The following is a 23,924-nucleotide window of genomic DNA, read 5'->3' as shown; positions in this document are numbered from 1 at the left end:
AGGTTTGTGTGTTGTGCGAACTTTCGGTTCATAGCGTCTTCACACACCGCAATCTGGTGCCCTGTATCGGGTCAGCAAATTGCTTGGGTGTTATATGGTCAAGCCTCACGGGCAATTAGTATGGGTTAGCTCAACGCCTCACAGCGCTTACACACCCCACCTATCAACGTCGTAGTCTTCGACGGCCCTTCAGGGGACTCAAGGTCCCAGTGAGATCTCATCTTGAGGCAAGTTTCCCGCTTAGATGCTTTCAGCGGTTATCTTTTCCGAACATAGCTACCCGGCAATGCCACTGGCGTGACAACCGGAACACCAGAGGTTCGTCCACTCCGGTCCTCTCGTACTAGGAGCAGCCCCTCTCAAATCTCAAACGTCCACGGCAGATAGGGACCGAACTGTCTCACGACGTTCTAAACCCAGCTCGCGTACCACTTTAAATGGCGAACAGCCATACCCTTGGGACCGGCTTCAGCCCCAGGATGTGATGAGCCGACATCGAGGTGCCAAACACCGCCGTCGATATGAACTCTTGGGCGGTATCAGCCTGTTATCCCCGGAGTACCTTTTATCCGTTGAGCGATGGCCCTTCCATACAGAACCACCGGATCACTAAGACCTACTTTCGTACCTGCTCGACGTGTCTGTCTCGCAGTCAAGCGCGCTTTTGCCTTTATACTCTACGACCGATTTCCGACCGGTCTGAGCGCACCTTCGTACTCCTCCGTTACTCTTTAGGAGGAGACCGCCCCAGTCAAACTACCCACCATACACTGTCCTCGATCCGGATAACGGACCTGAGTTAGAACCTCAAAGTTGCCAGGGTGGTATTTCAAGGATGGCTCCACGCGAACTGGCGTCCACGCTTCAAAGCCTCCCACCTATCCTACACAAGCAAATTCAAAGTCCAGTGCAAAGCTATAGTAAAGGTTCACGGGGTCTTTCCGTCTAGCCGCGGATACACTGCATCTTCACAGCGATTTCAATTTCACTGAGTCTCGGGTGGAGACAGCGCCGCCATCGTTACGCCATTCGTGCAGGTCGGAACTTACCCGACAAGGAATTTCGCTACCTTAGGACCGTTATAGTTACGGCCGCCGTTTACCGGGGCTTCGATCAAGAGCTTCGCGTTAGCTAACCCCATCAATTAACCTTCCGGCACCGGGCAGGCGTCACACCCTATACGTCCACTTTCGTGTTTGCAGAGTGCTGTGTTTTTAATAAACAGTCGCAGCGGCCTGGTATCTTCGACCGGCGTGGGCTTATGCAGCAAGTGCTTCACCCTCACCGGCGCACCTTCTCCCGAAGTTACGGTGCCATTTTGCCTAGTTCCTTCACCCGAGTTCTCTCAAGCGCCTTGGTATTCTCTACCCAACCACCTGTGTCGGTTTGGGGTACGGTTCCTGGTTACCTGAAGCTTAGAAGCTTTTCTTGGAAGCATGGCATCAACCACTTCGTCACCCAAAGGGTAACTCGTCATCAGCTCTCGGCCTTAGAATCCCGGATTTACCTAAGATTCCAGCCTACCACCTTAAACTTGGACAACCAACGCCAAGCTGGCCTAGCCTTCTCCGTCCCTCCATCGCAATAACCAGAAGTACAGGAATATTAACCTGTTTTCCATCGACTACGCTTTTCAGCCTCGCCTTAGGGACCGACTAACCCTGCGTCGATTAACGTTGCGCAGGAAACCTTGGTCTTTCGGCGTGGGTGTTTTTCACACCCATTGTCGTTACTCATGTCAGCATTCGCACTTCTGATACCTCCAGCAAGCTTCTCAACTCACCTTCACAGGCTTACAGAACGCTCCTCTACCGCATCACCTAAGTGATACCCGTAGCTTCGGTGTATGGTTTGAGCCCCGTTACATCTTCCGCGCAGGCCGACTCGACTAGTGAGCTATTACGCTTTCTTTAAAGGGTGGCTGCTTCTAAGCCAACCTCCTAGCTGTCTAAGCCTTCCCACATCGTTTCCCACTTAACCATAACTTTGGGACCTTAGCTGACGGTCTGGGTTGTTTCCCTTTTCACGACGGACGTTAGCACCCGCCGTGTGTCTCCCATGCTCGGCACTTGTAGGTATTCGGAGTTTGCATCGGTTTGGTAAGTCGGGATGACCCCCTAGCCGAAACAGTGCTCTACCCCCTACAGTGATACATGAGGCGCTACCTAAATAGCTTTCGAGGAGAACCAGCTATCTCCGAGCTTGATTAGCCTTTCACTCCGATCCACAGGTCATCCGCTAACTTTTCAACGGTAGTCGGTTCGGTCCTCCAGTCAGTGTTACCTAACCTTCAACCTGCCCATGGATAGATCGCCCGGTTTCGGGTCTATTCCCAGCGACTAGACGCCCTATTAAGACTCGCTTTCGCTACGCCTCCCCTATTCGGTTAAGCTCGCCACTGAAAATAAGTCGCTGACCCATTATACAAAAGGTACGCAGTCACCCAACAAAGTGGGCTCCCACTGCTTGTACGCATACGGTTTCAGGATCTATTTCACTCCCCTCTCCGGGGTTCTTTTCGCCTTTCCCTCACGGTACTAGTTCACTATCGGTCAGTCAGTAGTATTTAGCCTTGGAGGATGGTCCCCCCATATTCAGACAAAGTTTCTCGTGCTCCGTCCTACTCGATTTCATGACTAAGAGATTTTCGCGTACAGGGCTATCACCCACTATGGCCGCACTTTCCAGAGCGTTCCGCTAATCTCAAAGCCACTTAAGGGCTAGTCCCCGTTCGCTCGCCACTACTAAGGGAATCTCGGTTGATTTCTTTTCCTCAGGGTACTTAGATGTTTCAGTTCCCCTGGTTCGCCTCTTGCACCTATGTATTCAGTACAAGATAACCATCTTATGATGGCTGGGTTCCCCCATTCAGACATCTCCGGATCAAAGTCTGTTTGCCGACTCCCCGAAGCTTTTCGCAGGCTACCACGTCTTTCATCGCCTCTGACTGCCAAGGCATCCACCGTATGCGCTTCTTCACTTGACCATATAACCCCAAGCAATCTGGTTATACTGTGAAGACGACATTCGCCGAAAATTCGCATGCTCAAAGAGCAACTCACAAATTTTACCTTAGCCTGATCCGTTACCAGTGAAAGTAACGTTCAGTCTATCTTTCTATCACATACCCAAATTTTTAAAGAACGATCTAATCAAAAGACTAGAAATCAACATTCAGCACCGTCTTGGTGGAATGCTCATTTCTAAGCTTTAAACGTTGGTGCCAATCTGTAATGGTGGAGCCAAGCGGGATCGAACCGCTGACCTCCTGCGTGCAAGGCAGGCGCTCTCCCAGCTGAGCTATGGCCCCGTATTTCTACAGGGAACACCATGAAATTGGTGGGTCTGGGCAGATTCGAACTGCCGACCTCACCCTTATCAGGGGTGCGCTCTAACCAACTGAGCTACAGACCCAATCGTCTTCTTCAATGAATCAAGCAATTCGTGTGGGAGCTCATGGAGCAGCTGCGGTCGTCGATTAAGGAGGTGATCCAGCCGCAGGTTCCCCTACGGCTACCTTGTTACGACTTCACCCCAGTCATGAATCACACCGTGGTAACCGTCCCCCCGAAGGTTAGACTAGCTACTTCTGGTGCAACCCACTCCCATGGTGTGACGGGCGGTGTGTACAAGGCCCGGGAACGTATTCACCGCGACATTCTGATTCGCGATTACTAGCGATTCCGACTTCACGCAGTCGAGTTGCAGACTGCGATCCGGACTACGATCGGTTTTGTGGGATTAGCTCCACCTCGCGGCTTGGCAACCCTCTGTACCGACCATTGTAGCACGTGTGTAGCCCAGGCCGTAAGGGCCATGATGACTTGACGTCATCCCCACCTTCCTCCGGTTTGTCACCGGCAGTCTCCTTAGAGTGCCCACCATGACGTGCTGGTAACTAAGGACAAGGGTTGCGCTCGTTACGGGACTTAACCCAACATCTCACGACACGAGCTGACGACAGCCATGCAGCACCTGTCTCAATGTTCCCGAAGGCACCAATCCATCTCTGGAAAGTTCATTGGATGTCAAGGCCTGGTAAGGTTCTTCGCGTTGCTTCGAATTAAACCACATGCTCCACCGCTTGTGCGGGCCCCCGTCAATTCATTTGAGTTTTAACCTTGCGGCCGTACTCCCCAGGCGGTCAACTTAATGCGTTAGCTGCGCCACTAAGAGCTCAAGGCTCCCAACGGCTAGTTGACATCGTTTACGGCGTGGACTACCAGGGTATCTAATCCTGTTTGCTCCCCACGCTTTCGCACCTCAGTGTCAGTATCAGTCCAGGTGGTCGCCTTCGCCACTGGTGTTCCTTCCTATATCTACGCATTTCACCGCTACACAGGAAATTCCACCACCCTCTACCATACTCTAGCTCGACAGTTTTGAATGCAGTTCCCAGGTTGAGCCCGGGGATTTCACATCCAACTTAACGAACCACCTACGCGCGCTTTACGCCCAGTAATTCCGATTAACGCTTGCACCCTCTGTATTACCGCGGCTGCTGGCACAGAGTTAGCCGGTGCTTATTCTGTCGGTAACGTCAAAACACTAACGTATTAGGTTAATGCCCTTCCTCCCAACTTAAAGTGCTTTACAATCCGAAGACCTTCTTCACACACGCGGCATGGCTGGATCAGGCTTTCGCCCATTGTCCAATATTCCCCACTGCTGCCTCCCGTAGGAGTCTGGACCGTGTCTCAGTTCCAGTGTGACTGATCATCCTCTCAGACCAGTTACGGATCGTCGCCTTGGTGAGCCATTACCTCACCAACTAGCTAATCCGACCTAGGCTCATCTGATAGCGCAAGGCCCGAAGGTCCCCTGCTTTCTCCCGTAGGACGTATGCGGTATTAGCGTCCGTTTCCGAGCGTTATCCCCCACTACCAGGCAGATTCCTAGGCTTTACTCACCCGTCCGCCGCTCTCAAGAGGTGCAAGCACCTCTCTACCGCTCGACTTGCATGTGTTAGGCCTGCCGCCAGCGTTCAATCTGAGCCATGATCAAACTCTTCAGTTCAAACATCTTTGGGTTTTGAGAAAACCCTAAACTTGGCTCAGCAATCGTTGGTTACATCTTTGATTTCTCGCGGAGTAACTTGTGATGCTGATAATCTGTTGACTAGCAGTCTGACTCCACAAGCACCCACACGAATTGCTTGATTCAATTGTTAAAGAGCGGTGGGTTGAGCCTTTCGTCTCAACCGAGGCGCGCATTCTACAGCGCCCGGTGTATCTGTCAAGCGGTTATTTTAAGAAGTTTTCAAAGTTTCCTCTGCAACTTCAACCACTTGCGCTTCCGATCTCTCGTTAGCGGGAGGCGAATTCTACAGCGTTACTCGCTGCTGTCAACACCTCTTTTTGACGCTTTCGATCGAGAAGATCGAATCGTTAACGGAGCCAGGAAAACCGCCCCACTAACTGCTTCCAAAGCTTCGATGACCTGAAGCCCTGCGCTGCCTAAAATCGTTTAACTCATTGAAACTCAAGGAGTTTTTCGTTTCGACTGCGCCGGAAGTGGGGCGAATTATAGACGTCCAGGATTTGCCGTCAACACTTAATTTCGTTTTTCTATCAATAAGTTGCAGGGCATTCGAAAAAGCCACCGTGCCCCTCAAAAAGCCTCTTCTATATAGCAGAGAGAATCAGAGCACCCCAGCCTCTCTCAACCCCGTCACCATCGCCTCATCCAACCCCAATACTCGCTGCAGGACATCCCGCGTGTGCTCCCCTAATAAAGGAGGCGCATTGCGATATTCCACCGGGGTCGCGGACAGCCGGATCGGGTTGGCAACCTGCGGCACTTTACCCGCCAGTGCATGAGGCAACTCCATCGCCAGCCCACGCGCCTGGACCTGAGGATCAGCAAACACCTGGGACAAATCGTTGATCGGCCCACAGGGGACACCAGCCTGCTCCAACTGAGCGACCCATTCGGCAGTGGTCTTGAATACCGTCGCCTGGCGAATCAAAGGTATCAATACTGCACGGTTCGCCACCCGCAACTTGTTTGTCGCAAAACGAGGGTCATCAGCCCACTGCGGCTGACCCGCGACCTCGGCGAACTTTCGGAACTGACCGTCATTGCCCACCGTAAGGATGAAGTCACCGTCCGCCGTAGGAAAATCCTGATAAGGCACTATGTTCGGATGAGCGTTCCCCAACCGCTTCGGCGCGTTACCCGTAGTCAGGTAATTCATCGCCTGGTTCGCCAGGCAAGCCACTTGAACGTCCAGCAAGGCCATGTCGATATGCTGCCCGCCGCCGGCATGATCGCGGTGAGCCAACGCTGCCAGGATGGCCACGGCCGAATAGACACCGGTCAGGATATCCGTCAGCGCCACCCCTACCTTCACCGGGCCCGCCCCCGCATCACCTTCAGGCCGACCGGTGAGACTCATCAAGCCCCCCAACCCCTGGATCATGAAGTCATATCCGGCGCGCTTGGCGTAAGGACCGGTTTGACCAAACCCGGTAATCGAGCAATAGATCAGTTGTGGGTTGATCTCCTTCAGCGAGTCGTAGTCCAGGCCATAGGCCGCCAGCCCACCTACCTTGAAGTTCTCAATCAGAATGTCGGACTTGGCCGCCAACTCCCGCACCAACCTTTGCCCCTCGGGGTGCGTGAAATCGATGGTCACCGATTGCTTGTTGCGATTGGCCGACAAGTAATAGGCCGCCTCGGTGGTATTCTCGCCAGACGCATCCTTCAGGAACGGCGGTCCCCAGGCGCGCGTATCGTCGCCACCACCCGGCCGCTCGACCTTGATGACCTCAGCTCCCAGGTCCGCCAGGATCTGACCAGCCCACGGCCCGGCCAGCACCCTCGATAAATCCAGTACCCGCAGATGCGAAAGCGCGCCCATGCCGTTCCCCCTATTAATAGAACGCCTGGATACCGGTCTGCGCACGCCCCAGGATCAGTGCATGAACGTCATGAGTACCTTCGTAAGTGTTCACCACTTCCAGGTTCACGAGATGGCGAGCGATGCCGAACTCATCGGAGATGCCATTGCCGCCCAGCATGTCCCGCGCCATGCGAGCAATATCCAGGGACTTGCCGCAGGAGTTGCGCTTCATGATCGATGTGATTTCAACAGCGGCCGTACCCTCATCCTTCATACGCCCCAGACGCAGGCATCCTTGTAGGGCAAGGGTGATTTCAGTCTGCATGTCGGCCAGCTTTTTCTGGATCAACTGAGTGGCAGCCAAAGGACGACCAAACTGCTGCCGATCCAGGGTGTACTGGCGAGCGGTGTGCCAGCAGAACTCGGCAGCACCCAAGGCCCCCCAGGAGATGCCATAGCGAGCCGAGTTCAGACAGGTAAAAGGCCCTTTCAGCCCACGCACATCCGGAAAGATGTTTTCTTCTGGAACGAAGACGTTATCCATGACGATCTCGCCAGTGATCGAAGCGCGCAGACCGACCTTGCCGTGAATCGCCGGTGCACTCAGGCCTTTCCAGCCTTTCTCGAGAACAAAGCCGCGGATATCACCGGCGTCATCCTTACCCCAGACGACAAATACATCGGCAATCGGACTGTTGGTGATCCACATCTTGCTACCCGTGAGGCTGTAGCCGCCTTCTACTTTGCGCGCACGGGTAATCATCGCTCCCGGGTCGGAACCGTGGTTCGGCTCTGTCAGACCAAAGCAGCCGATCCACTCGCCGGAAGCCAGCTTCGGCAGGTACTTCTGCTTTTGAGCTTCGGTACCGAACTCATTGATCGGCACCATGACCAACGAGGACTGCACGCTCATCATCGAGCGATAACCTGAATCAACGCGTTCCACTTCACGAGCGATCAAGCCATAGCTGACGTAGTTCAAGCCGCTGCCGCCGTACTGTTCAGGAATGGTTGCGCCTAACAAGCCGACCTCACCCATCTCACGAAAAATCGCCGGGTCGGTTTTTTCATGACGGAACGCTTCCAACACCCGCGGCGCGAGCTTCTGTTGGGCGAACTGCTCGGCAGTGTCGCGAATCATGCGTTCTTCTTCGGTGAGTTGCTGGTCCAACAACAATGGATCAATCCAGTTGAAACTCGCTTTACCGGCCATGAAAGAATCCTCGCCAATCAGATTAAAAATCGTGGATTGATCCTAGGCGCGCTTTCCTATCAGAGCAAACGAGGATTACGCACGCTCTTGTGCTAATTTCTCACTCCGTAAACGCCCTGACCCCCGTTTACGATCCTGACGAGTGAGGTTGATGTACATGCGCAGAAAAATCCCCAGCACCGCCGCCCTGGTCAGCTTCGAGGCCGCCGCACGTCATGAGAGCTTCACCAAGGCCGCACAGGAGCTTTCCCTCACACAGGGCGCTATTTGTCGACAGATCGCCAGTCTGGAGGACTTCCTCAGTGTGGAGTTGTTCCGACGTTCACGGCGGGGGGTCAAACTGACAGAGGCCGGACTTTCCTACAGCCGCCGCGTTGCCACTCAACTGGACGCCGTGGAGCGCGATACTCTTTCAGTGATGGGGCATACCGGCGCCAACGTGATAGAGCTGGCAGTGGTTCCGACGTTTGGTACTCAATGGCTGCTACCGCGCCTCAAGGACTTCCAACAGCAGCATCCAGAAGTCACGGTCAATCTGACCAATCGCACGCGGCCGTTTCTCTTTGCGGATACGGATTTTGACGCAGCCATTTATTTCGGCGATGCGGACTGGTCCGGTACCGAATCCCACAAGCTGATGGGAGAAAACCCGATGCCCGTGTGCAGCCCTACCTTACTGGGCAACCGGAACAGCCTGACACCGCAAGCCATCGCCGAACTGCCCCTACTTCAGCAAACCACCCGCCCGTATGCGTGGCGCCAGTGGTTCAACGCTCAAAACCTCAATATCGCGCGAGACCTGACAGGCCCGCGTTATGAACTATTCTCCATGCTTGCCCAAGCGGCGATGCATGACATGGGAATCGCCTTGATTCCACCTTTTTTGATCCAGCGCGAGCTGGCCGAGAAACGATTGGTCGTTGCCAATCGAAATGCCTTGTCGAGCATCAAGGCCTACTACCTGATGATCCCCGAACGAAAGGTCGAATCGGCCTCTCTGAGGGCTTTTCGCGATTGGCTGGTCAATCAAGCTAGTAGCTACAGCCTTGATTAAAAAGGAAAAACTCTATATCCGACTCCGGTAGTAAGCTAATCAAAAGCGCTACAGATATAAATTTATGTCGCATACAGTCAATCTGTTACGAAATCAGTACCGTAGTCTCATAACCGTTCAAATACGTGGCTTTGAGCCACGTTACGCAGCTCATCAGGGTTCATTCACGTCGCCAATGGAAAAATCGTCAAATTTGGCCTGAAACCCTGGAAAGCCCAGCCTACAAGGGATATATGCCGATCATTGCGACATTCGGTCACAGGGTGACTTGTAGTTAATTTTCCGTCACCCGTCATAATCCCTTGAAGGGCTGAATTTTCGCCTGCAAAATGCCGCGCCCCGCCTGATTCGGCGGGATCGTGCTGATCGGCCGCCCCAGCCGCACCATCCGAAGTGCCTGGGTTTACTCAATAAGATCACGCAGGAGATTTGACGTGCACATTGGTGTTCCTCTCGAAACCCAGACGGGTGAAACGCGGGTTGCTGCAACCCCGGAAACCATCAAGAAGCTGATCGGCCAAGGCCATAAGGTCACTGTTCAAAGCGGCGCCGGCATCAAGGCCAGCGTTATCGACAGTGCCTATGAAGCAGCGGGCGCCACCATTGGCAGCGCCAGTGATGCTTTCGGGGCCGAACTGATTCTCAAGGTGGTCGCCCCCAGCGACAGCGAACTGACGCTGATCAAGAGCGGCACCGTTCTGGTGGGCATGCTCAATCCGTTCAATAACGAAACCATTGCCAAGCTGGCCGAACGCGGCATTACCGCTTTCGCCCTTGAGGCTGCACCACGCACCTCCCGTGCCCAGAGCCTGGATGTGCTGTCGTCTCAAGCGAACATTGCCGGCTACAAGGCCGTGCTGCTGGCCGCCCACCATTATCCACGCTTCATGCCGATGCTGATGACCGCCGCGGGTACCGTGAAAGCGGCGCGGGTGCTGATTCTCGGTGCTGGCGTGGCTGGGTTGCAGGCGATTGCCACGGCCAAGCGCCTGGGTGCGGTGATCGAGGCGTCGGACGTGCGTCCGGCAGTGAAGGAACAAATCGAATCCCTCGGCGCCAAGTTCGTCGATGTACCTTACGAAACCGACGAAGAGCGTGAATGCGCCGTCGGCGTTGGCGGCTACGCCCGACCCATGCCCGCCAGCTGGATGCAGCGCCAGGCCCAGGCCGTGCACGAGCGCGCCAAGCAGGCTGACATCGTCATCACCACCGCATTGATTCCGGGCCGCAAGGCACCGACTTTGCTCAGTGCCGAAACCGTCGCACAGATGAAACCCGGCTCGGTGGTCATTGACCTCGCGGCCGCCCAGGGCGGTAACTGCCCGCTGACCGTGGCCGATCAGGTGGTGATCGAAAATGGCGTGACCATTTGCGGTCCGACCAACCTGGCCGGCGAAGTCGCGGCAGACGCTTCGGCGCTGTACGCCCGTAACCTGCTGGACTTCCTGAAGCTGGTCTTCACCAAGGAAGGTCAGTTCGACGTGAACCTGGAAGACGACATCGTCGCCGCGTGCCTGATGTGCCGCGACGGCCAAGTCATCCGCAAAAACGCCTAAGCAGGGATTCAGACAATGGAAGAGCTTATCTCCCCCGGTATCTACAACCTGATCATCTTTGTGCTGGCGATTTATGTCGGTTACCACGTGGTCTGGAACGTAACGCCCGCGCTGCACACACCGCTGATGGCGGTGACCAATGCCATTTCGGCCATCGTGATCGTCGGCGCCATGCTTGCCGCCGCACTGACCGTGACCCCGCTGGGCAAGACCATGGGCACCCTCGCCGTGGCCCTGGCCGCAGTGAACGTGTTCGGCGGCTTCCTGGTGACGCGCCGCATGCTTGAGATGTTCAAGAAAAAAGCCCCGAAAGCCGTAAAAGAAGAGGCGCCCAAGTAATGAGCATGAACCTGGTAACGACGCTCTACCTGATCGCGTCGATCTGCTTCATCCAGGCCCTCAAAGGCCTGTCGCACCCCACTACATCTCGCCGAGGCAACCTGTTCGGCATGCTCGGCATGGCGCTGGCGGTGCTCACTACCGTGGGTCTCATCTATAAGTTGGGCGCCGAGCTGGCTACCGCAGGCATCGGCTATGTGATCGTCGGTCTGCTGGTCGGCGGCACTGCCGGGTCGATCATGGCCAAGCGCGTCGAGATGACCAAGATGCCCGAGCTGGTGGCGTTCATGCACAGCATGATCGGCCTGGCCGCGGTATTTATCGCGATCGCCGCCGTGGTCGAGCCGCAGTCCCTGGGCATCGTCAAGCAACTAGGGGATTCAATTCCGGCCGGTAACCGTCTGGAGCTGTTCCTTGGCGCCGCCATCGGTGCAATCACCTTCTCCGGTTCGGTGATCGCCTTCGGCAAGCTGTCGGGCAAGTACAAGTTCCGCCTGTTCCAGGGCGCACCGGTACAGTTTGGCGGCCAGCACAAGCTCAACCTGATCCTGGGCCTGGCAACACTGGGTCTGGGCCTGATGTTCATGTTCACCGGCAACCTCGGGGCATTCGCCCTGATGCTGGCCCTGGCGTTTGTGTTGGGCGTGCTGATCATCATCCCGATCGGCGGTGCCGACATGCCGGTGGTGGTGTCGATGCTCAACAGCTATTCCGGCTGGGCTGCAGCGGGTATCGGCTTCTCGCTGAACAACTCGATGCTGATCATCGCTGGCTCCCTGGTGGGTTCCAGCGGTGCGATCCTCTCGTACATCATGTGCAAGGCGATGAACCGTTCGTTCTTCAACGTGCTGCTCGGCGGTTTCGGCAACACGGCGGATGCCGCTGGCCCGGCAGGCTCCAAAGAAGCCCGTCCGGTGAAATCCGGCTCGGCTGACGACGCCACCTTCCTGCTGACCAATGCCGATACCGTGATCATCGTGCCGGGCTATGGTCTGGCGGTGGCACGGGCGCAGCACGCGCTGAAAGAGCTGACCGAGAAGCTGACCCATCACGGCGTGACCGTCAAATACGCGATCCACCCAGTGGCCGGTCGTATGCCCGGGCACATGAACGTATTGCTGGCCGAGGCCGAAGTGCCTTACGACCAGGTGTTCGAGATGGAAGACATCAACTCCGAGTTCGGCCAGGCCGACGTGGTGCTGGTACTGGGTGCCAACGACGTGGTCAACCCGGCGGCGAAGAACGATCCGAAGTCGCCGATTGCCGGCATGCCGATCCTCGAAGCCTTCAAGGCCAAGACCATCATCGTCAACAAGCGCTCGATGGCCAGCGGTTACGCCGGCCTGGACAACGAGCTGTTCTACCTCGACAAGACCATGATGGTGTTCGGTGACGCCAAGAAGGTTATCGAAGACATGGTCAAAGCGGTGGAATAACGCTCACTGCTTCGCCACTAACGCCCCGACTTGTCGGGGCGTTTTGATTTGTATCAAGGCCGAACGTTACCGATCCGGTAATAATGTTTTGCCTGAAACGCCCGTAATAGACGCCTTAAATGCGACTTTTGTAGCGGGTCGGGCACGGCGCGAATTTACTAGACTGCGCATCCAGCTTCCAGCCCGAGATAACCACCCATGTACCGTGATCGCATCCGCCTGCCCTCGTTGTTGAACAAAGTGATGAGCGCTGCAGAAGCAGCCTTGCTGATTCAGGACGGCATGACCGTCGGCATGAGCGGTTTCACCCGCGCCGGAGAAGCGAAAGCAGTGCCCCACGCCCTGGCTGAGCGCGCCAAGGTCACGCCACTGAAAATCAGTCTGATGACCGGTGCGAGCCTGGGGAACGACCTCGACAAGGAACTCACCGAAGCCGGCGTACTGGCCCGGCGCATGCCATTCCAGGTCGACAGCACGTTGCGCAAGGCGATCAACGCTGGCGAGGTGATGTTCATCGACCAGCACCTGTCGGAAACCGTCGAGCAATTGCGTAACGCCCAGCTCAAGTTGCCGGACATTGCAGTGATCGAAGCCGTGGCCATTACCGAGCAAGGCCATATCGTGCCCACCACCTCGGTGGGCAACTCGGCCAGCTTCGCTATTTTCGCCAGGCAGGTCATTGTTGAAATCAACCTGGCCCACAACCCTGATCTGGAAGGGTTGCATGACATCTATATCCCGACCTATCGCCCGACCCGCACACCGATTCCCTTGGTGAAGGTCGACGACCGTATCGGCAGCACCGCCATCCCGATACCGCCGGAAAAAATCGCCGCCATTGTCATCACCAATCAGCCGGATTCGCCTTCGACAGTCATGCCGCCGGACAGCGACACCCAGGCCATTGCCGATCATTTGATCGGCTTCTTCAAACAGGAAGTCGCCGCCGGGCGCATGACCAATAAACTCGGTCCATTACAGGCCGGGATCGGCAACATCGCCAATGCCGTGATGTGCGGGCTGATCGACTCCCCATTCGAAGACTTGACCATGTATTCAGAGGTCCTGCAGGACTCTACATTCGACCTTATCGACGCCGGCAAACTGAGCTTCGCCTCTGGCAGCTCCATTACGCTGTCGGGCCGGCGCAATGCCGACGTATTCGGCAATCTGGAGAAGTACAAGGACAAGCTGGTCCTGCGCCCCCAGGAAATTTCCAACCACCCCGAGGTGGTACGCCGCCTTGGCATCATCGCCATCAATACGGCACTGGAGTTCGACCTCTACGGCAACGTCAACTCCACCCATGTCTGCGGCACGCGGATGATGAATGGGATAGGCGGCTCGGGGGACTTTGCGCGTAATGCGCATCTGGCGATTTTCGTGACCAAGTCGATCGCCAAGGGCGGCGCAATTTCCAGTGTCGTGCCGATGGTCAGCCACGTGGACCATACCGAGCACGATGTCGACATCCTGGTGACGGAGATTGGCCTGGCCGACCTGCGTGGCCTGGCGCCAAGGGAGCGGGCGCGGGTGGTCATCGACAATTGCGTGCATCCGTCCTATCGCCAGGCATTGAACGAGTATTTTGAAGCGGCGTGCGCCTTGGGCGGACATACACCGCACATCCTGCGCGATGCACTGAGTTGGCACCTGAATCTGGAAGAGACCGGGCAGATGCTGGCGGTTTAATACAGCTGGATCACCCTGGCAGCAAATACAGTTTTCACTGGCCATCGCTTTCAGCCCACAAACCACAAAAACTGTACTACTGTACCTGTGATTTCCTACAGCAAACTCCCACACATCTCCGCTTTCACAGCAAAAACGCACGAAAATAGTGCGCACAGGTACAGTTGCCTCAATATTGACCAGTACACCACCGTTTAACAGTTAACTGGTCTCTCACATTACAGGTGAACTGTATCTAGAGAGACTGGCCAAACGAGAGGATCATGGGCACCAGTTAAACCACTACCTAATCCCGCCATAAGCGGAAGGATGTCAACCATGGAACGTACACTCAGTTCCGAGCTGTTCTTCGAAGACAAAGCTGAAAAAAACCAGGCTTCCCTGCCTCTTCGCGTTATCGCTAACCTGATGTTGTGGCAGCGCCGCATCGCCAGCCGCCACCAACTGGCCCGTCTGGATGCACGCCTGCTGGCTGACGCCGGTATCAGCGAAGCACAACGCTACGAAGAGCTGAGCAAGCCGTTCTGGCGCTAACTCAGCGTCGCTGGCCCTGACCCACCGGGTCCACCGCCAGCACCGAATTGAACAAACAAGACCCGTCGCGGGAAACCGCGACGGGTCTTGTCGTTTCAGAGGCCTGGTTTTGCCAAAAACCACGCACCTGCACAGTTAAGAATAGTTAGAAAATAACCAGTACAGTTTTATCGAGCTGTAGTAGAAGCGTGGAAATTGCCAATGGCCAAGCTGTCATCCACCTCGTTCTGACCTAATATCGAAACGAACGTGGCGAAGCGGGTCGAGCATGCGTCTTCTCTTCCAGCTACACGCACCGGCACCACTTCATTATTCAAGGAGTTTCATCATGATCCGTCTTCGTCTGCTCAGCGCCGCCGCCCTGCTGGCCGTAGCCGCCCACTCCAATGCCAGTAGTTTTATCGTCACCACCGACTCCCTCGTGGGTGCGCTCAAGGCCACTTCCGACGCAACGTCCGATATCACTTCGTCGTTTCGCGACGACAAAATTGTCCTGGCCGCTCGTGACGATGCTGCCAGTTTCGTCGCCAGTAACGGCGCCATCCGCGGTGTGAAACTGGAAAGCGCTCTGGATTACATCCGTCAGCAGGCGCCCCAGTTGAACGCCTCCGACGCGCAGCTGGCCCAAGCCATCCTGGTGATCTGATTCCAGACATGAAACATCGGGACGCCAATGGTGTTCCGATGTTTCAGCGCTGGCTCTGGCGCAGTGGTTTGCGCTAGCCTTCGGACTCACCATCAACAGTCGAGTCCTATGCGTTTCTACTCAGATCTGTCCCTCGCTTTTTTCTTCAGCGCTGTATGCTGGTCCGTTCCGGCCCATGCTTTCGATGTCTCCACCCAGCAGGTCGTGATCAGCGGCTATGCCACGAGCATGGTGACCTCCGCGCCCTTCGACCATAAACTGATCGCCGCCGCCCACGATGACGCTGCGGCATTCGTTGCCAGCGATGGGCAGTTGAGAGGTGCGCAACTGGAGTCGGCCCTGGATTATCTACACCGGACCCACCCAAAACTTCACGTCAGCGACCTTGAACTGGCACAGGCAATTCTCGTCCAATAGTTATCTTTATTCTTCGGAGTCGTTCCATGCGTAGCCCGCTGATTGCTGCCACCCTAGGCCTGCTGGTGTTGGCCGATGTGGCCCAGGCACAAACCCTGGTAGCCACCAGTAACATCGTCGTTCGCGCCTCCCAGCGCACGATCGATTTCACCTCCGACACCACCACATCCATCCGTGACTCGAAAATCGTTCGTGAAGCCCATGACGATGCGGCCAGTTTCGTCGCCAGTAACGGGGAAATTCGTGGCGCTCACCTCGAGGCCGCCTTCGACACCTTGCGCACCCGCGTACCGGAAGCCCGCGACGCCAGTGACCAGGTTCTCGCCGAAGCCATCCTCGCATTGTGAGGCCGTTCGCCGTCTGGCTGACGGCCGGGGTCGTGCTGCTCTTGAGCAGCACCGCCCAGGCTGGCCTGCAACTGCACCTTAACGACGAAGGACTGACCCCGGCGCAACAGCAGGCCAGCCAGGCGCTGCTCGATGAAGCGATGCAGGCCCTGCCGCCGCGATTCATCGAACAGCTGGACCGACGCATCAATGTGGGCTGGACTGACCGGATGCCCGCCAACGCCTACGGCCAGGCCTCGCTGGTGTCGCAGTTGGACCTCAATCGCAACCTGCTCGACAGCCTCACCGACGGCAGTGCCGCAACGCAAAAGACCCATCGCCCCCACGGCACCGTGCGGCGGGAAATGCTCGCCACGGTCCTGCATGAACTGACCCACATTTATGATCGCTCGCGTTTATGGCCAAACGCCGAACGCGCGCTGATCCAACGCTGCACCCGACGCACCAGCAGCGCCGGGCTGATCGGCCTTCCCGATGAATGCCGGGGCCAGAACGACCGCCGCTTCACCCTCAGTGATGATCCCCGCTTGCTGGACCTCGCCGGCTGGCCGCAATACGTCGGCCGTCGTGGTGAACGGGAACAGCATAATCGCCAGGTCGCCCGCAGCCCGGACATCTACGAAACGAGCAGCCCCAAGGAGTTCGTCGCGGTCAACATGGAGTACTTTCTCCTGGACCCGAGTTACGCCTGCCGACGGCCAGCACTGTATCGCTATTATCAGGAACACTTTGGCTGGGCCCCCGCCGCCAAGAATACCTGCGCCCCGTCATTCGCGTTCCTCAACGCCGGCAACGACTTTGCCAAGACGCCACTGGGCAAGGTTGATCCAGAGCGGGTCTACGCCATCGATTACCTCTTGGCCGAAGCCAACCAGAACTGGGTCAGCCGCTGGGGCCACAGCATGCTGCGGCTGGTGATCTGCGCGCCGGACCGCCCCCGTGGGCCGGATTGCCGTCTGGATCTGGATCAACACCTGGTGCTGTCATACCGCGCCTTCGTGGGCGATGTGCAGCTGTCGAGCTGGGATGGCCTGGTGGGCAAATACCCGTCGCGCCTGTTCGTACTGCCGCTGGCCCAGGTCATCGATGAATACACCAAGACCGAACTGCGCAGCCTGGCCTCGGTGCCGCTGAACCTGACACGGTCCGAGATCGAGGAAACGGTTGAACACGCCGCCGAAATGCACTGGAGCTATGACGGCAACTATTACTTCCTGTCCAACAATTGCGCGGTGGAAAGCCTGAAATTGCTGCGCAGCGGCAGCAACAATGCGCAGCTCAAGGGGTTGGACAGCATCATGCCCAACGGTTTGCTGGAAGTGCTCAAGGGGCGAGGTCTGGCGGATACCAGCGTGCTCGATGATCCCAAGGAGGCCTTGCGCCTGGGTTACCGCTTCGACTCTTTCCGCGAGCGGTACCAGGCCATGTTCGAGGTGTTGAAGAAACACTTGCCGATCAAGCAACAAAACGTGGAAGACTGGCTGGCCCTGAGCGCCGCAGAACGCCGGCCATGGTTTGAACGGGCCGACCTGCGCACCAGCGCGGCGTTACTCCTGCTGGAACAGGCCAGCTATCGCCGACAACTGTTATTGGCCCAGGATGAGGTCAAGCAGCGCTACCTCGGTGCCCGTGAATTACAGAACGGCGGCATGGAAAGGGCCAACGCAACACTGCAACAGATCCTCGCCAACAGCGGTTTCCTGAGCCGTCCCGCCGAGTTGCTGGGCAGCAGCGGTTACGGGCTGCCGCAGCCCAGCGAATGGCAGCGACTGGAATCCGAAAGCAGCTTGCGTCAGAAACAGCTTCAAACACTGACAGGGGATTTGGATAAGGAAGTCAGGGCCTTGCTTGAGCCAAGCCGCGCGGCAGAAATCAGTGCCAGTGAGGCTAACGTCAAAGAGATAGGCGAGCATTTGCGTAAGCTGCACAAGGCGGGTGGCGGGTTGGAGTTGCCTTGAAGCCACAAAGGGGTTCAGAACCGAGTTCTGAACCCCTTTTTTATTACTGGCAGACTCAATCAGGCAATCAGCTAATCCGCGCCTTACGCACCCCATCAGCCAAGGCAGCACATAGGCTCAACACCCCATCGATCGCCTGCTCCGGCGTCTCAGCGCTGGCGATATGGTCGATCAGGGCCGAACCGACCACAACCCCGTCGGCCAAGCGTGCGATGGCCGCAGCTTGTTCCGGCGTGCGAATGCCGAAACCAATGCTGATCGGCAGATCGGTGTGACGACGCAGGCGCGTCACGGCTTCTTCCACATGTTCCAACGTCGCGGCGCCGGCGCCGGTCACGCCGGCCACCGAGACGTAATACACAAAGCCAGAACTGCCGTTGAGCACGGTCGGCAAACGCACATCATCGGTGGTCGGCGTGGTCAGGCGAATGAAGTCCAGACCGGCGGCCTGGGCCGGCTCGCACAGCTCACTGTTGTGCTCAGGTGGCATGTCCACCACGATCAGCCCGTCCACGCCAGAGTCCAGCGCTTCGCCAATGAAACGCTGCACGCCGTAGCGATGGATCGGATTGAAGTAGCCCATCAGCACCAACGGCGTATCGCTATTGTCTTCACGGAACTCGCGAACCATCTGCAGGGTTTTCGCCAGATTCTGCTGTGCGCCCAAGGCGCGGATGTTCGCCAACTGGATCGCCGGACCGTCGGCCATCGGGTCGGTGAACGGCATGCCCAGCTCAATCACGTCAGCACCCGCCGCCGGCAGGCCCTTGAGGATCGCCAGCGAAGTGTCGTAGTCCGGGTCGCCAGCGGTCACGAAAGTCACCAGGGCGGCGCGGTTCTGTTCTTTGAGTTCGGCAAAACGAGTTTGCAGGCGGCTCATCAGTGTTTCTCCTGCTGGGACTGTTCCATGTGGTGCATTACGGTTTGCATGTCTTTGTCGCCACGGCCGGACAGGTTGACCACCATCAGGTGATCCTTGGGCAGGTTCGGGGCACGCTTGAACACTTCAGCCAGGGCGTGAGCGCTTTCCAGGGCAGGAATGATTCCCTCCAGGCGACAGCATTTGTGAAAGGCTTCCAAGGCTTCGGCGTCGGTGACCGAGGTGTACTGGACACGGCCAATGTCGTGCAACCAGGCGTGTTCAGGGCCGATGCCCGGGTAATCGAGGCCAGCGGAAATCGAATGGGCATCGATGATCTGGCCGTCATCGTCCTGCAACAGGAAGGTGCGGTTGCCGTGCAATACACCGGGGACGCCGCCGTTCAGGCTGGCAGCATGCTTGCCGGTCTCGATACCGTAGCCGGCGGCTTCGACGCCGATGATTTCCACGCTCTTGTCGTCCAGGAACGGATGGAACAGGCCCATGGCGTTGGAACCGCCGCCGATGCACGCCACCAGGCTGTCGGGCAAACGACCTTCCTGCGCTTGCAACTGATCGCGGGTTTCCTTGCCGATCACTGCCTGGAAGTCGCGAACCATGGCCGGGTACGGGTGCGGGCCGGCCACGGTGCCGATCAGGTAGAACGTGCTGTCAACGTTGGTCACCCAGTCGCGCAGCGCCTCGTTCATAGCATCCTTGAGGGTACCGGTGCCGGCGACCACCGGGATGACTTCGGCACCGAGCAGCTTCATGCGGAACACGTTGGCCTGCTGGCGCTCAATGTCGGTGGTCCCCATGTAGATCACGCAATCCAGACCGAAACGTGCGGCCACGGTGGCCGTGGCCACGCCGTGCATGCCGGCGCCGGTCTCGGCAATGATGCGTTTCTTGCCCATGCGCCGCGCCAGCAGGATCTGGCCGATGCAGTTGTTGATCTTGTGCGCGCCAGTGTGGTTCAGCTCTTCGCGCTTGAGGTAGATCTTGGCGCCGCCGCAGTATTCGGTCAGGCGCTCAGCGAAATACAGCGGGCTTGGGCGTCCGACGTAGTCACGCTGGAAGTAGGCCAGTTCTTCAATGAACGCCGGATCTTCCTTCGCCGCTTCGTATTCGCGGGCCAGATCGAGGATCAGCGGCATCAGGGTTTCGGCCACATAACGACCGCCGAATGCACCGAACAGGCCGTTGGCGTCCGGGCCACTGCGCAGGTTGAAAGGGGTTGTAGGCTGGGTCATCGGGGGCTCCAGGCGAATGCGTAGAAAGACAATGAGGTTCACTCTACCCCTGACATCCCGCGCTGAAAACCGATAAGATCGCCGCAACCTGTCAGGAAAACTCACAGATAAAATGAGCCATGACCTTCCCCCTCTCAACGCCTTGCGCGCCTTCGAAGCCACTGCCCGCCTGAACAGCGTCAGTCAGGCGGCCGAACAGCTGCATGTCACCCATGGTGCAGTTAGCCGACAGTTGAAGGTGCTGGAAGAACACTTGGGCGTCAGCCTGTTCATCAAGGAGGGACGCGGCCTTAAACTCACAGATGCAGGCATGCGTCTGCGCGTCGCCAGCGCCGAGGCGTTCGAGCGATTACGCACCGTCTGTGCGCAGCTGACGCAAAGCACGGCAGATGCACCATTCGTATTGGGCTGTTCCGGTAGTCTGCTGGCGCGCTGGTTCATTCCTCGCCTGGGCCGGCTCAACGCCGACCTGCCGGATCTGCGTTTGCATCTCTCCGCTGGCGAAGGCGACCTGGACCCGAGGCGACCGGGGCTTGACGCGTTGCTGGTATTCGCAGAACCGCCGTGGCCGGCAGACATGCAGGTCTATGAACTGGTCAGCGAGCGGATCGGTCCGGTCATGAGCCCTCATTACGCCGGTTTCGCCCGCCTGCAAAACGCCCCGCCAAGTGCAATCCTGGGCGAGGCGCTGCTGCATACCACCTCTCGTCCCCAGGCGTGGCCCACTTGGGCACGGCAAAACGCCCTTGAACCCAAGGCCCTGAAATTCGGGCAGGGTTTCGAGCATTTGTATTACTTGCTGGAGGCGGCCGTGGCGGGGCTCGGGGTGGCCATCGCACCCGAACCGCTGGTCGCCGAGGATGTGCGCGCCGGGCGCCTGGTCGCGCCGTGGGGCTTTGACGAAACCCCGGCGCGACTGGCGTTGTGGCTACCCAAGCGCGCCGCGGACGGGCGCGCTCGGCAATTGGCGCAATGGCTCAGGCATGAGCTGAACCAGCCGACTCAGTCGCCGCGCTTGCACAGCAAATAAGCCGCCAACAAACCCAGGGCCCCGACCGCGACGCCAGCGGTGGTCCAAGGATGCTCCTGAGCGTAATCACGGGTGGCGATTCCGGTTTCACGGGTTTTCACCTTGACCTCTTCATACGCGTCGCTCAGCAGATGCCGGGAATGTTTCAGCGCGTTTTCGGCGTTTGCCTTCAGCGACTTGAGGGTCTTACGCGACTCGTCCGAAGCGTCGTCCTTCAGGCTTTCCAACGACTTGAGCAGACTCTCGATCTCCGCTTCCATGCTTTGCAACGAGGCTTTACGTAACGAATTGCTGGCCATGGTGGCTCTCTCCTGCAGTGGTTGAGTGGCGTGTGTGAATTGGGACTCCAGCCGTTTCTGAAAGTGCAGTAAATCTGAACTTTCACCCGGTAAAAGGCGACACACGTAAGGCGAAAATTCGCTGCTAGGCTGTTAAAGACAACCAAGGAGAACGTCATGAGTGATCACCACACGTACAAAAAAGTCGAGCTGGTCGGCTCCTCTCCCACCAGCATCGAAGACGCCATCAACAATGCGCTGGCCGAAGCCAGCAAAAGCCTCAAGCACCTGGAGTGGTTCGAAGTCACGGAAACCCGTGGACACATCGAAAATGGCCGGGCCGCGCACTTTCAGGTGACCATTAAAGTCGGCTTCCGCATTGCCAATAGCTGACGGGCTGTGAACTTGCACGCTGGCGGAGTGCCATAGGGAATGGCGATGCGCTATCTGGCAAGCGCGTCATGTCTGTTCGATCCCTGCCCTATTGATCCGACCAAGGAGTGCGAGCGATGAAAAATTTGATGTTGGCCCTGGGTTTGCTGAGCCTTGCGGGTACTGCGTTTGCCGCCGGCAAGCCATGCGAGGAGCTGAAAAGCGAGATCGCAGCGAAAATCGATGCCAAAGGTGCATCGGGTTATACGCTGGAAATTGTCGATAAGGGTACGGCTACTGACGGAGACGTCGTCGGCTCCTGCGAAGGCGGCACGAAGGAAATCGTCTACAAGAAGGGCTGATACTTCAGGAAGGTCAAAGCCGACGCATGCGTCGGCTTTTTTATGCGCGTGATCAGCCTTTCATGACCTGCGCCAGCAACTCATAGGAGTGCAGGCGATCAGCATGCTCATACAGGTCGCTGGTGAAGATCAATTCATCGGCCTGGGTTTGCTCGATCAGCACTTCGAGCTTGGCGCGAATTTTCTGCGGGCCGCCGACCATGGCCAGGCCCAGGAAGTCACCAACCGCCTCTTTCTCATGGGGCAACCAGAGACCGTTCATGGTTTCCACAGGCGGGCGCTGCACCAGGCTCTGGCCACGCATCAGGGCCAGGATCCGCTGATACACCGAGGTCGCCAGGTAATCAGCCTGTTCGTCCGTGTCGGCTGCCACCAAAGGCACGCCGAGCATCACGTAAGGCTTGTCGAGCACCGCCGACGGCTTGAAGTGATTGCGATAAATACGGATCGCCTCATGCATGTAGCGCGGTGCGAAATGGGAAGCGAAGGCGTAGGGCAAGCCGCGCTCGCCGGCCAGTTGCGCACTGAACAGGCTCGAGCCCAGCAGCCAGACCGGCACGTTGGTCCCGGTGCCGGGCATGGCGATGATGCGTTGATCCGGCGTACGTGGGCCGAGGTAGCGCATCAGTTCGGCCACGTCTTCAGGGAAATCGTCCGCGCTACCGGAGCGCTCGCGACGCAACGCCCGGGCAGTCATCTGATCGGACCCGGGCGCGCGCCCCAGGCCAAGATCAATACGGCCTGGATAGAGGCTTTCGAGCGTGCCGAACTGTTCGGCGATGATCAACGGCGCATGGTTGGGCAGCATCACGCCGCCGGAGCCGACCCGAATGGTCGAAGTGCCCCCCGCCAGATAGCCCAGCAGGACCGCCGTCGCGGAGCTGGCGATGCCATCCATGTTGTGGTGCTCGGCGACCCAGAAGCGGGTGTAGCCGTATTTTTCCACGTGCTGCGCCAGGTCCAGCGAGTTGCGCAAGGACTGGGCAGCGTTGCCATCAGCGCGCACAGGCACGAGGTCGAGGGTCGAGAACTTCACTTCGGACAGCTGTTTCATGGGCCGGCATCTCCAACGGCATGAGGGGCTTTTCCTACGGGCAAAAGCCTGCCGTTTCTATAGGTGTGTTCCATGCAATGTGGGCATATACCCGAGTTTCAATAGCTACCATGAAATTTCCTACTAAATCGGTCGGCTAATCGACAGGATGAACTTTATCGGGCGGTCTATCCTCACAACCCTGACAACGAAAAACACCCAGGCGCGAACCCTCGCGCCGGATATTGAGGAGGCAGACATGGCTATCATCAAGAAAGCATCGGCTCATTGGGAAGGTGACCTGAAAACCGGCATCGGCTCCATCTCCACGGAAACCGGCGTGCTGCGCGAAGCCCCCTATGGCTTCAAGGCGCGCTTCGAAGGCGGCAAGGGCACCAACCCGGAAGAACTGATCGGCGCGGCCCATGCGGGCTGCTTCTCCATGGCGTTTTCGATGATCCTTGGCGAGGCTGGGCTCACAGCCAGCAGTATCGATACCAACGCCGATGTCACCCTCGATCAGGTCGAGGGCGGTTTTGCGATTACGGCAGTGAAACTGACGCTTAAAGCGAAGATCCCCGGCGCCAGCCAGGAGCAATTCGAAGAGCTGAGCAACAAGGCCAAGGAAGGTTGCCCGGTTTCCAAAGTGCTGAACGCCAAGATTACGCTGGATGCGACGCTGGTGAGCTGATGCGATACCC

The 23,924-nt window shown here is 57.5% G+C and carries 20 protein-coding genes, 2 tRNA genes and 2 rRNA genes; 14 read left to right on the top strand and 10 right to left on the bottom strand.

Annotated elements, in window-relative coordinates; translation table 11 throughout:
- Window positions 1–94: 94 nt before the first annotated feature.
- From QOM08_RS00670 to QOM08_RS00645, 6 genes are all read right to left on the bottom strand, one after another.
- Window positions 95–2,986 (bottom strand): 23S ribosomal RNA (locus QOM08_RS00670).
- A 248-nt stretch (window positions 2,987–3,234) separates the two neighbouring features.
- A tRNA-Ala gene (locus QOM08_RS00665) sits at window positions 3,235–3,310 on the bottom strand.
- 27 nt (window positions 3,311–3,337) lie between these two features.
- Window positions 3,338–3,414: transfer RNA gene (locus QOM08_RS00660), tRNA-Ile, on the bottom strand.
- A 65-nt stretch (window positions 3,415–3,479) separates the two neighbouring features.
- A 16S ribosomal RNA gene (locus QOM08_RS00655) occupies window positions 3,480–5,016 on the bottom strand.
- The 16S and 23S rRNA genes sit together here with 2 tRNA genes alongside, the layout of an rRNA operon.
- Before the next feature lie 625 nt (window positions 5,017–5,641).
- The gene (locus QOM08_RS00650; protein ID WP_139048755.1) at window positions 5,642–6,862 is read right to left on the bottom strand and encodes a CaiB/BaiF CoA transferase family protein; all 1,221 of its coding nucleotides are present in this window, start codon (window positions 6,860–6,862) and stop codon (window positions 5,642–5,644) included.
- A gap of 13 nt (window positions 6,863–6,875) precedes the next feature.
- On the bottom strand, window positions 6,876–8,057 hold the full coding sequence (locus QOM08_RS00645; RefSeq protein ID WP_025216186.1) for an acyl-CoA dehydrogenase: 1,182 nt from the start codon (window positions 8,055–8,057) through the stop codon (window positions 6,876–6,878).
- A 157-nt stretch (window positions 8,058–8,214) separates the two neighbouring features.
- Between QOM08_RS00645 and QOM08_RS00640 the strand changes: the two genes are divergently transcribed.
- The 10 genes from QOM08_RS00640 (at window position 8,215) to QOM08_RS00595 (ending at window position 18,036) form a co-directional block, all read left to right on the top strand.
- Window positions 8,215–9,111, top strand: coding sequence for a LysR family transcriptional regulator (locus QOM08_RS00640; protein ID WP_316912429.1), 897 nt, complete (start codon window positions 8,215–8,217; stop codon window positions 9,109–9,111).
- Between the two features lie 434 nt (window positions 9,112–9,545).
- A complete protein-coding gene (locus QOM08_RS00635; RefSeq protein ID WP_047230082.1) occupies window positions 9,546–10,667 on the top strand; it encodes a Re/Si-specific NAD(P)(+) transhydrogenase subunit alpha in 1,122 nt (373 codons plus the stop codon).
- 15 nt (window positions 10,668–10,682) lie between these two features.
- Window positions 10,683–11,006 (top strand): NAD(P) transhydrogenase subunit alpha, encoded by a 324-nt coding sequence (locus QOM08_RS00630; protein WP_003187010.1) that lies wholly within the window; start codon window positions 10,683–10,685, stop codon window positions 11,004–11,006.
- Complete coding sequence (locus tag QOM08_RS00625) at window positions 11,006–12,442, top strand: NAD(P)(+) transhydrogenase (Re/Si-specific) subunit beta (RefSeq protein WP_047230081.1); 1,437 nt, start codon at window positions 11,006–11,008, stop codon at window positions 12,440–12,442. The genes QOM08_RS00630 and QOM08_RS00625 overlap by 1 nt, the downstream gene beginning before the upstream one ends.
- A gap of 198 nt (window positions 12,443–12,640) precedes the next feature.
- On the top strand, window positions 12,641–14,134 hold the full coding sequence (locus QOM08_RS00620) for an acetyl-CoA hydrolase/transferase family protein (RefSeq protein ID WP_047230080.1): 1,494 nt from the start codon (window positions 12,641–12,643) through the stop codon (window positions 14,132–14,134).
- Between the two features lie 318 nt (window positions 14,135–14,452).
- Window positions 14,453–14,668 carry a DUF1127 domain-containing protein gene (locus QOM08_RS00615; RefSeq protein ID WP_047230079.1) on the top strand — a complete coding sequence of 72 codons (216 nt, stop codon included), beginning with the start codon at window positions 14,453–14,455 and terminating at the stop codon, window positions 14,666–14,668.
- A 328-nt stretch (window positions 14,669–14,996) separates the two neighbouring features.
- Window positions 14,997–15,314: a DUF2388 domain-containing protein gene (locus QOM08_RS00610; RefSeq protein ID WP_047230078.1), complete on the top strand. Its 318-nt coding sequence runs from the start codon at window positions 14,997–14,999 to the stop codon at window positions 15,312–15,314.
- Window positions 15,315–15,422: 108 nt separating this feature from the next.
- Window positions 15,423–15,731, top strand: coding sequence for a DUF2388 domain-containing protein (locus tag QOM08_RS00605; protein WP_316912428.1), 309 nt, complete (start codon window positions 15,423–15,425; stop codon window positions 15,729–15,731).
- Window positions 15,732–15,757: 26 nt separating this feature from the next.
- The gene (locus QOM08_RS00600) at window positions 15,758–16,078 is read left to right on the top strand and encodes a DUF2388 domain-containing protein (protein WP_047230076.1); all 321 of its coding nucleotides are present in this window, start codon (window positions 15,758–15,760) and stop codon (window positions 16,076–16,078) included.
- A complete protein-coding gene (locus tag QOM08_RS00595; protein WP_076383121.1) occupies window positions 16,075–18,036 on the top strand; it encodes a DUF4105 domain-containing protein in 1,962 nt (653 codons plus the stop codon). The genes QOM08_RS00600 and QOM08_RS00595 overlap by 4 nt, the downstream gene beginning before the upstream one ends.
- A 67-nt stretch (window positions 18,037–18,103) precedes the next feature.
- Here the strand turns inward: QOM08_RS00595 and trpA are convergent, their stop codons facing one another.
- On the bottom strand, window positions 18,104–18,916 hold the full coding sequence (gene trpA / locus QOM08_RS00590) for a tryptophan synthase subunit alpha (protein ID WP_047230074.1): 813 nt from the start codon (window positions 18,914–18,916) through the stop codon (window positions 18,104–18,106).
- Complete coding sequence (trpB, locus tag QOM08_RS00585) at window positions 18,916–20,148, bottom strand: tryptophan synthase subunit beta (protein ID WP_047230073.1); 1,233 nt, start codon at window positions 20,146–20,148, stop codon at window positions 18,916–18,918. Before trpB ends, trpA begins: the two co-directional genes overlap by 1 nt.
- Window positions 20,149–20,260: 112 nt before the next feature.
- On the opposite strand from trpB, the gene QOM08_RS00580 reads away from it, so the two are divergent.
- Window positions 20,261–21,178: a LysR family transcriptional regulator gene (locus QOM08_RS00580; RefSeq protein WP_316912427.1), complete on the top strand. Its 918-nt coding sequence runs from the start codon at window positions 20,261–20,263 to the stop codon at window positions 21,176–21,178.
- On the opposite strand, the gene QOM08_RS00575 is transcribed toward QOM08_RS00580, so the two are convergent.
- Complete coding sequence (locus QOM08_RS00575; RefSeq protein WP_003196426.1) at window positions 21,151–21,477, bottom strand: YqjD family protein; 327 nt, start codon at window positions 21,475–21,477, stop codon at window positions 21,151–21,153. The genes QOM08_RS00580 and QOM08_RS00575 overlap by 28 nt on opposite strands.
- A 156-nt stretch (window positions 21,478–21,633) precedes the next feature.
- On the opposite strand from QOM08_RS00575, the gene QOM08_RS00570 reads away from it, so the two are divergent.
- Together QOM08_RS00570 and QOM08_RS00565 are read left to right on the top strand one after the other, a co-directional pair.
- Window positions 21,634–21,849 carry a dodecin gene (locus tag QOM08_RS00570; protein ID WP_003177209.1) on the top strand — a complete coding sequence of 72 codons (216 nt, stop codon included), beginning with the start codon at window positions 21,634–21,636 and terminating at the stop codon, window positions 21,847–21,849.
- Window positions 21,850–21,965: 116 nt separating this feature from the next.
- Window positions 21,966–22,190 (top strand): DUF1161 domain-containing protein, encoded by a 225-nt coding sequence (locus tag QOM08_RS00565; RefSeq protein WP_047230071.1) that lies wholly within the window; start codon window positions 21,966–21,968, stop codon window positions 22,188–22,190.
- 52 nt (window positions 22,191–22,242) lie between these two features.
- Here the strand turns inward: QOM08_RS00565 and QOM08_RS00560 are convergent, their stop codons facing one another.
- Complete coding sequence (locus QOM08_RS00560; protein WP_058544936.1) at window positions 22,243–23,244, bottom strand: LLM class flavin-dependent oxidoreductase; 1,002 nt, start codon at window positions 23,242–23,244, stop codon at window positions 22,243–22,245.
- Window positions 23,245–23,482: 238 nt separating this feature from the next.
- Here QOM08_RS00560 and QOM08_RS00555 point away from each other — a divergent pair, with 238 nt between their 5' ends.
- Window positions 23,483–23,914, top strand: coding sequence for an OsmC family protein (locus QOM08_RS00555; RefSeq protein WP_047230069.1), 432 nt, complete (start codon window positions 23,483–23,485; stop codon window positions 23,912–23,914).
- Window positions 23,915–23,924: the final 10 nt, after the last annotated feature.

The organism is Pseudomonas sp. P105 (assembly GCF_032614175.1).
In the GTDB taxonomy this organism is placed as follows: domain Bacteria; phylum Pseudomonadota; class Gammaproteobacteria; order Pseudomonadales; family Pseudomonadaceae; genus Aquipseudomonas; species Aquipseudomonas rhizophila.
This window is presented reverse-complemented; position numbering and strand designations above follow the sequence as displayed.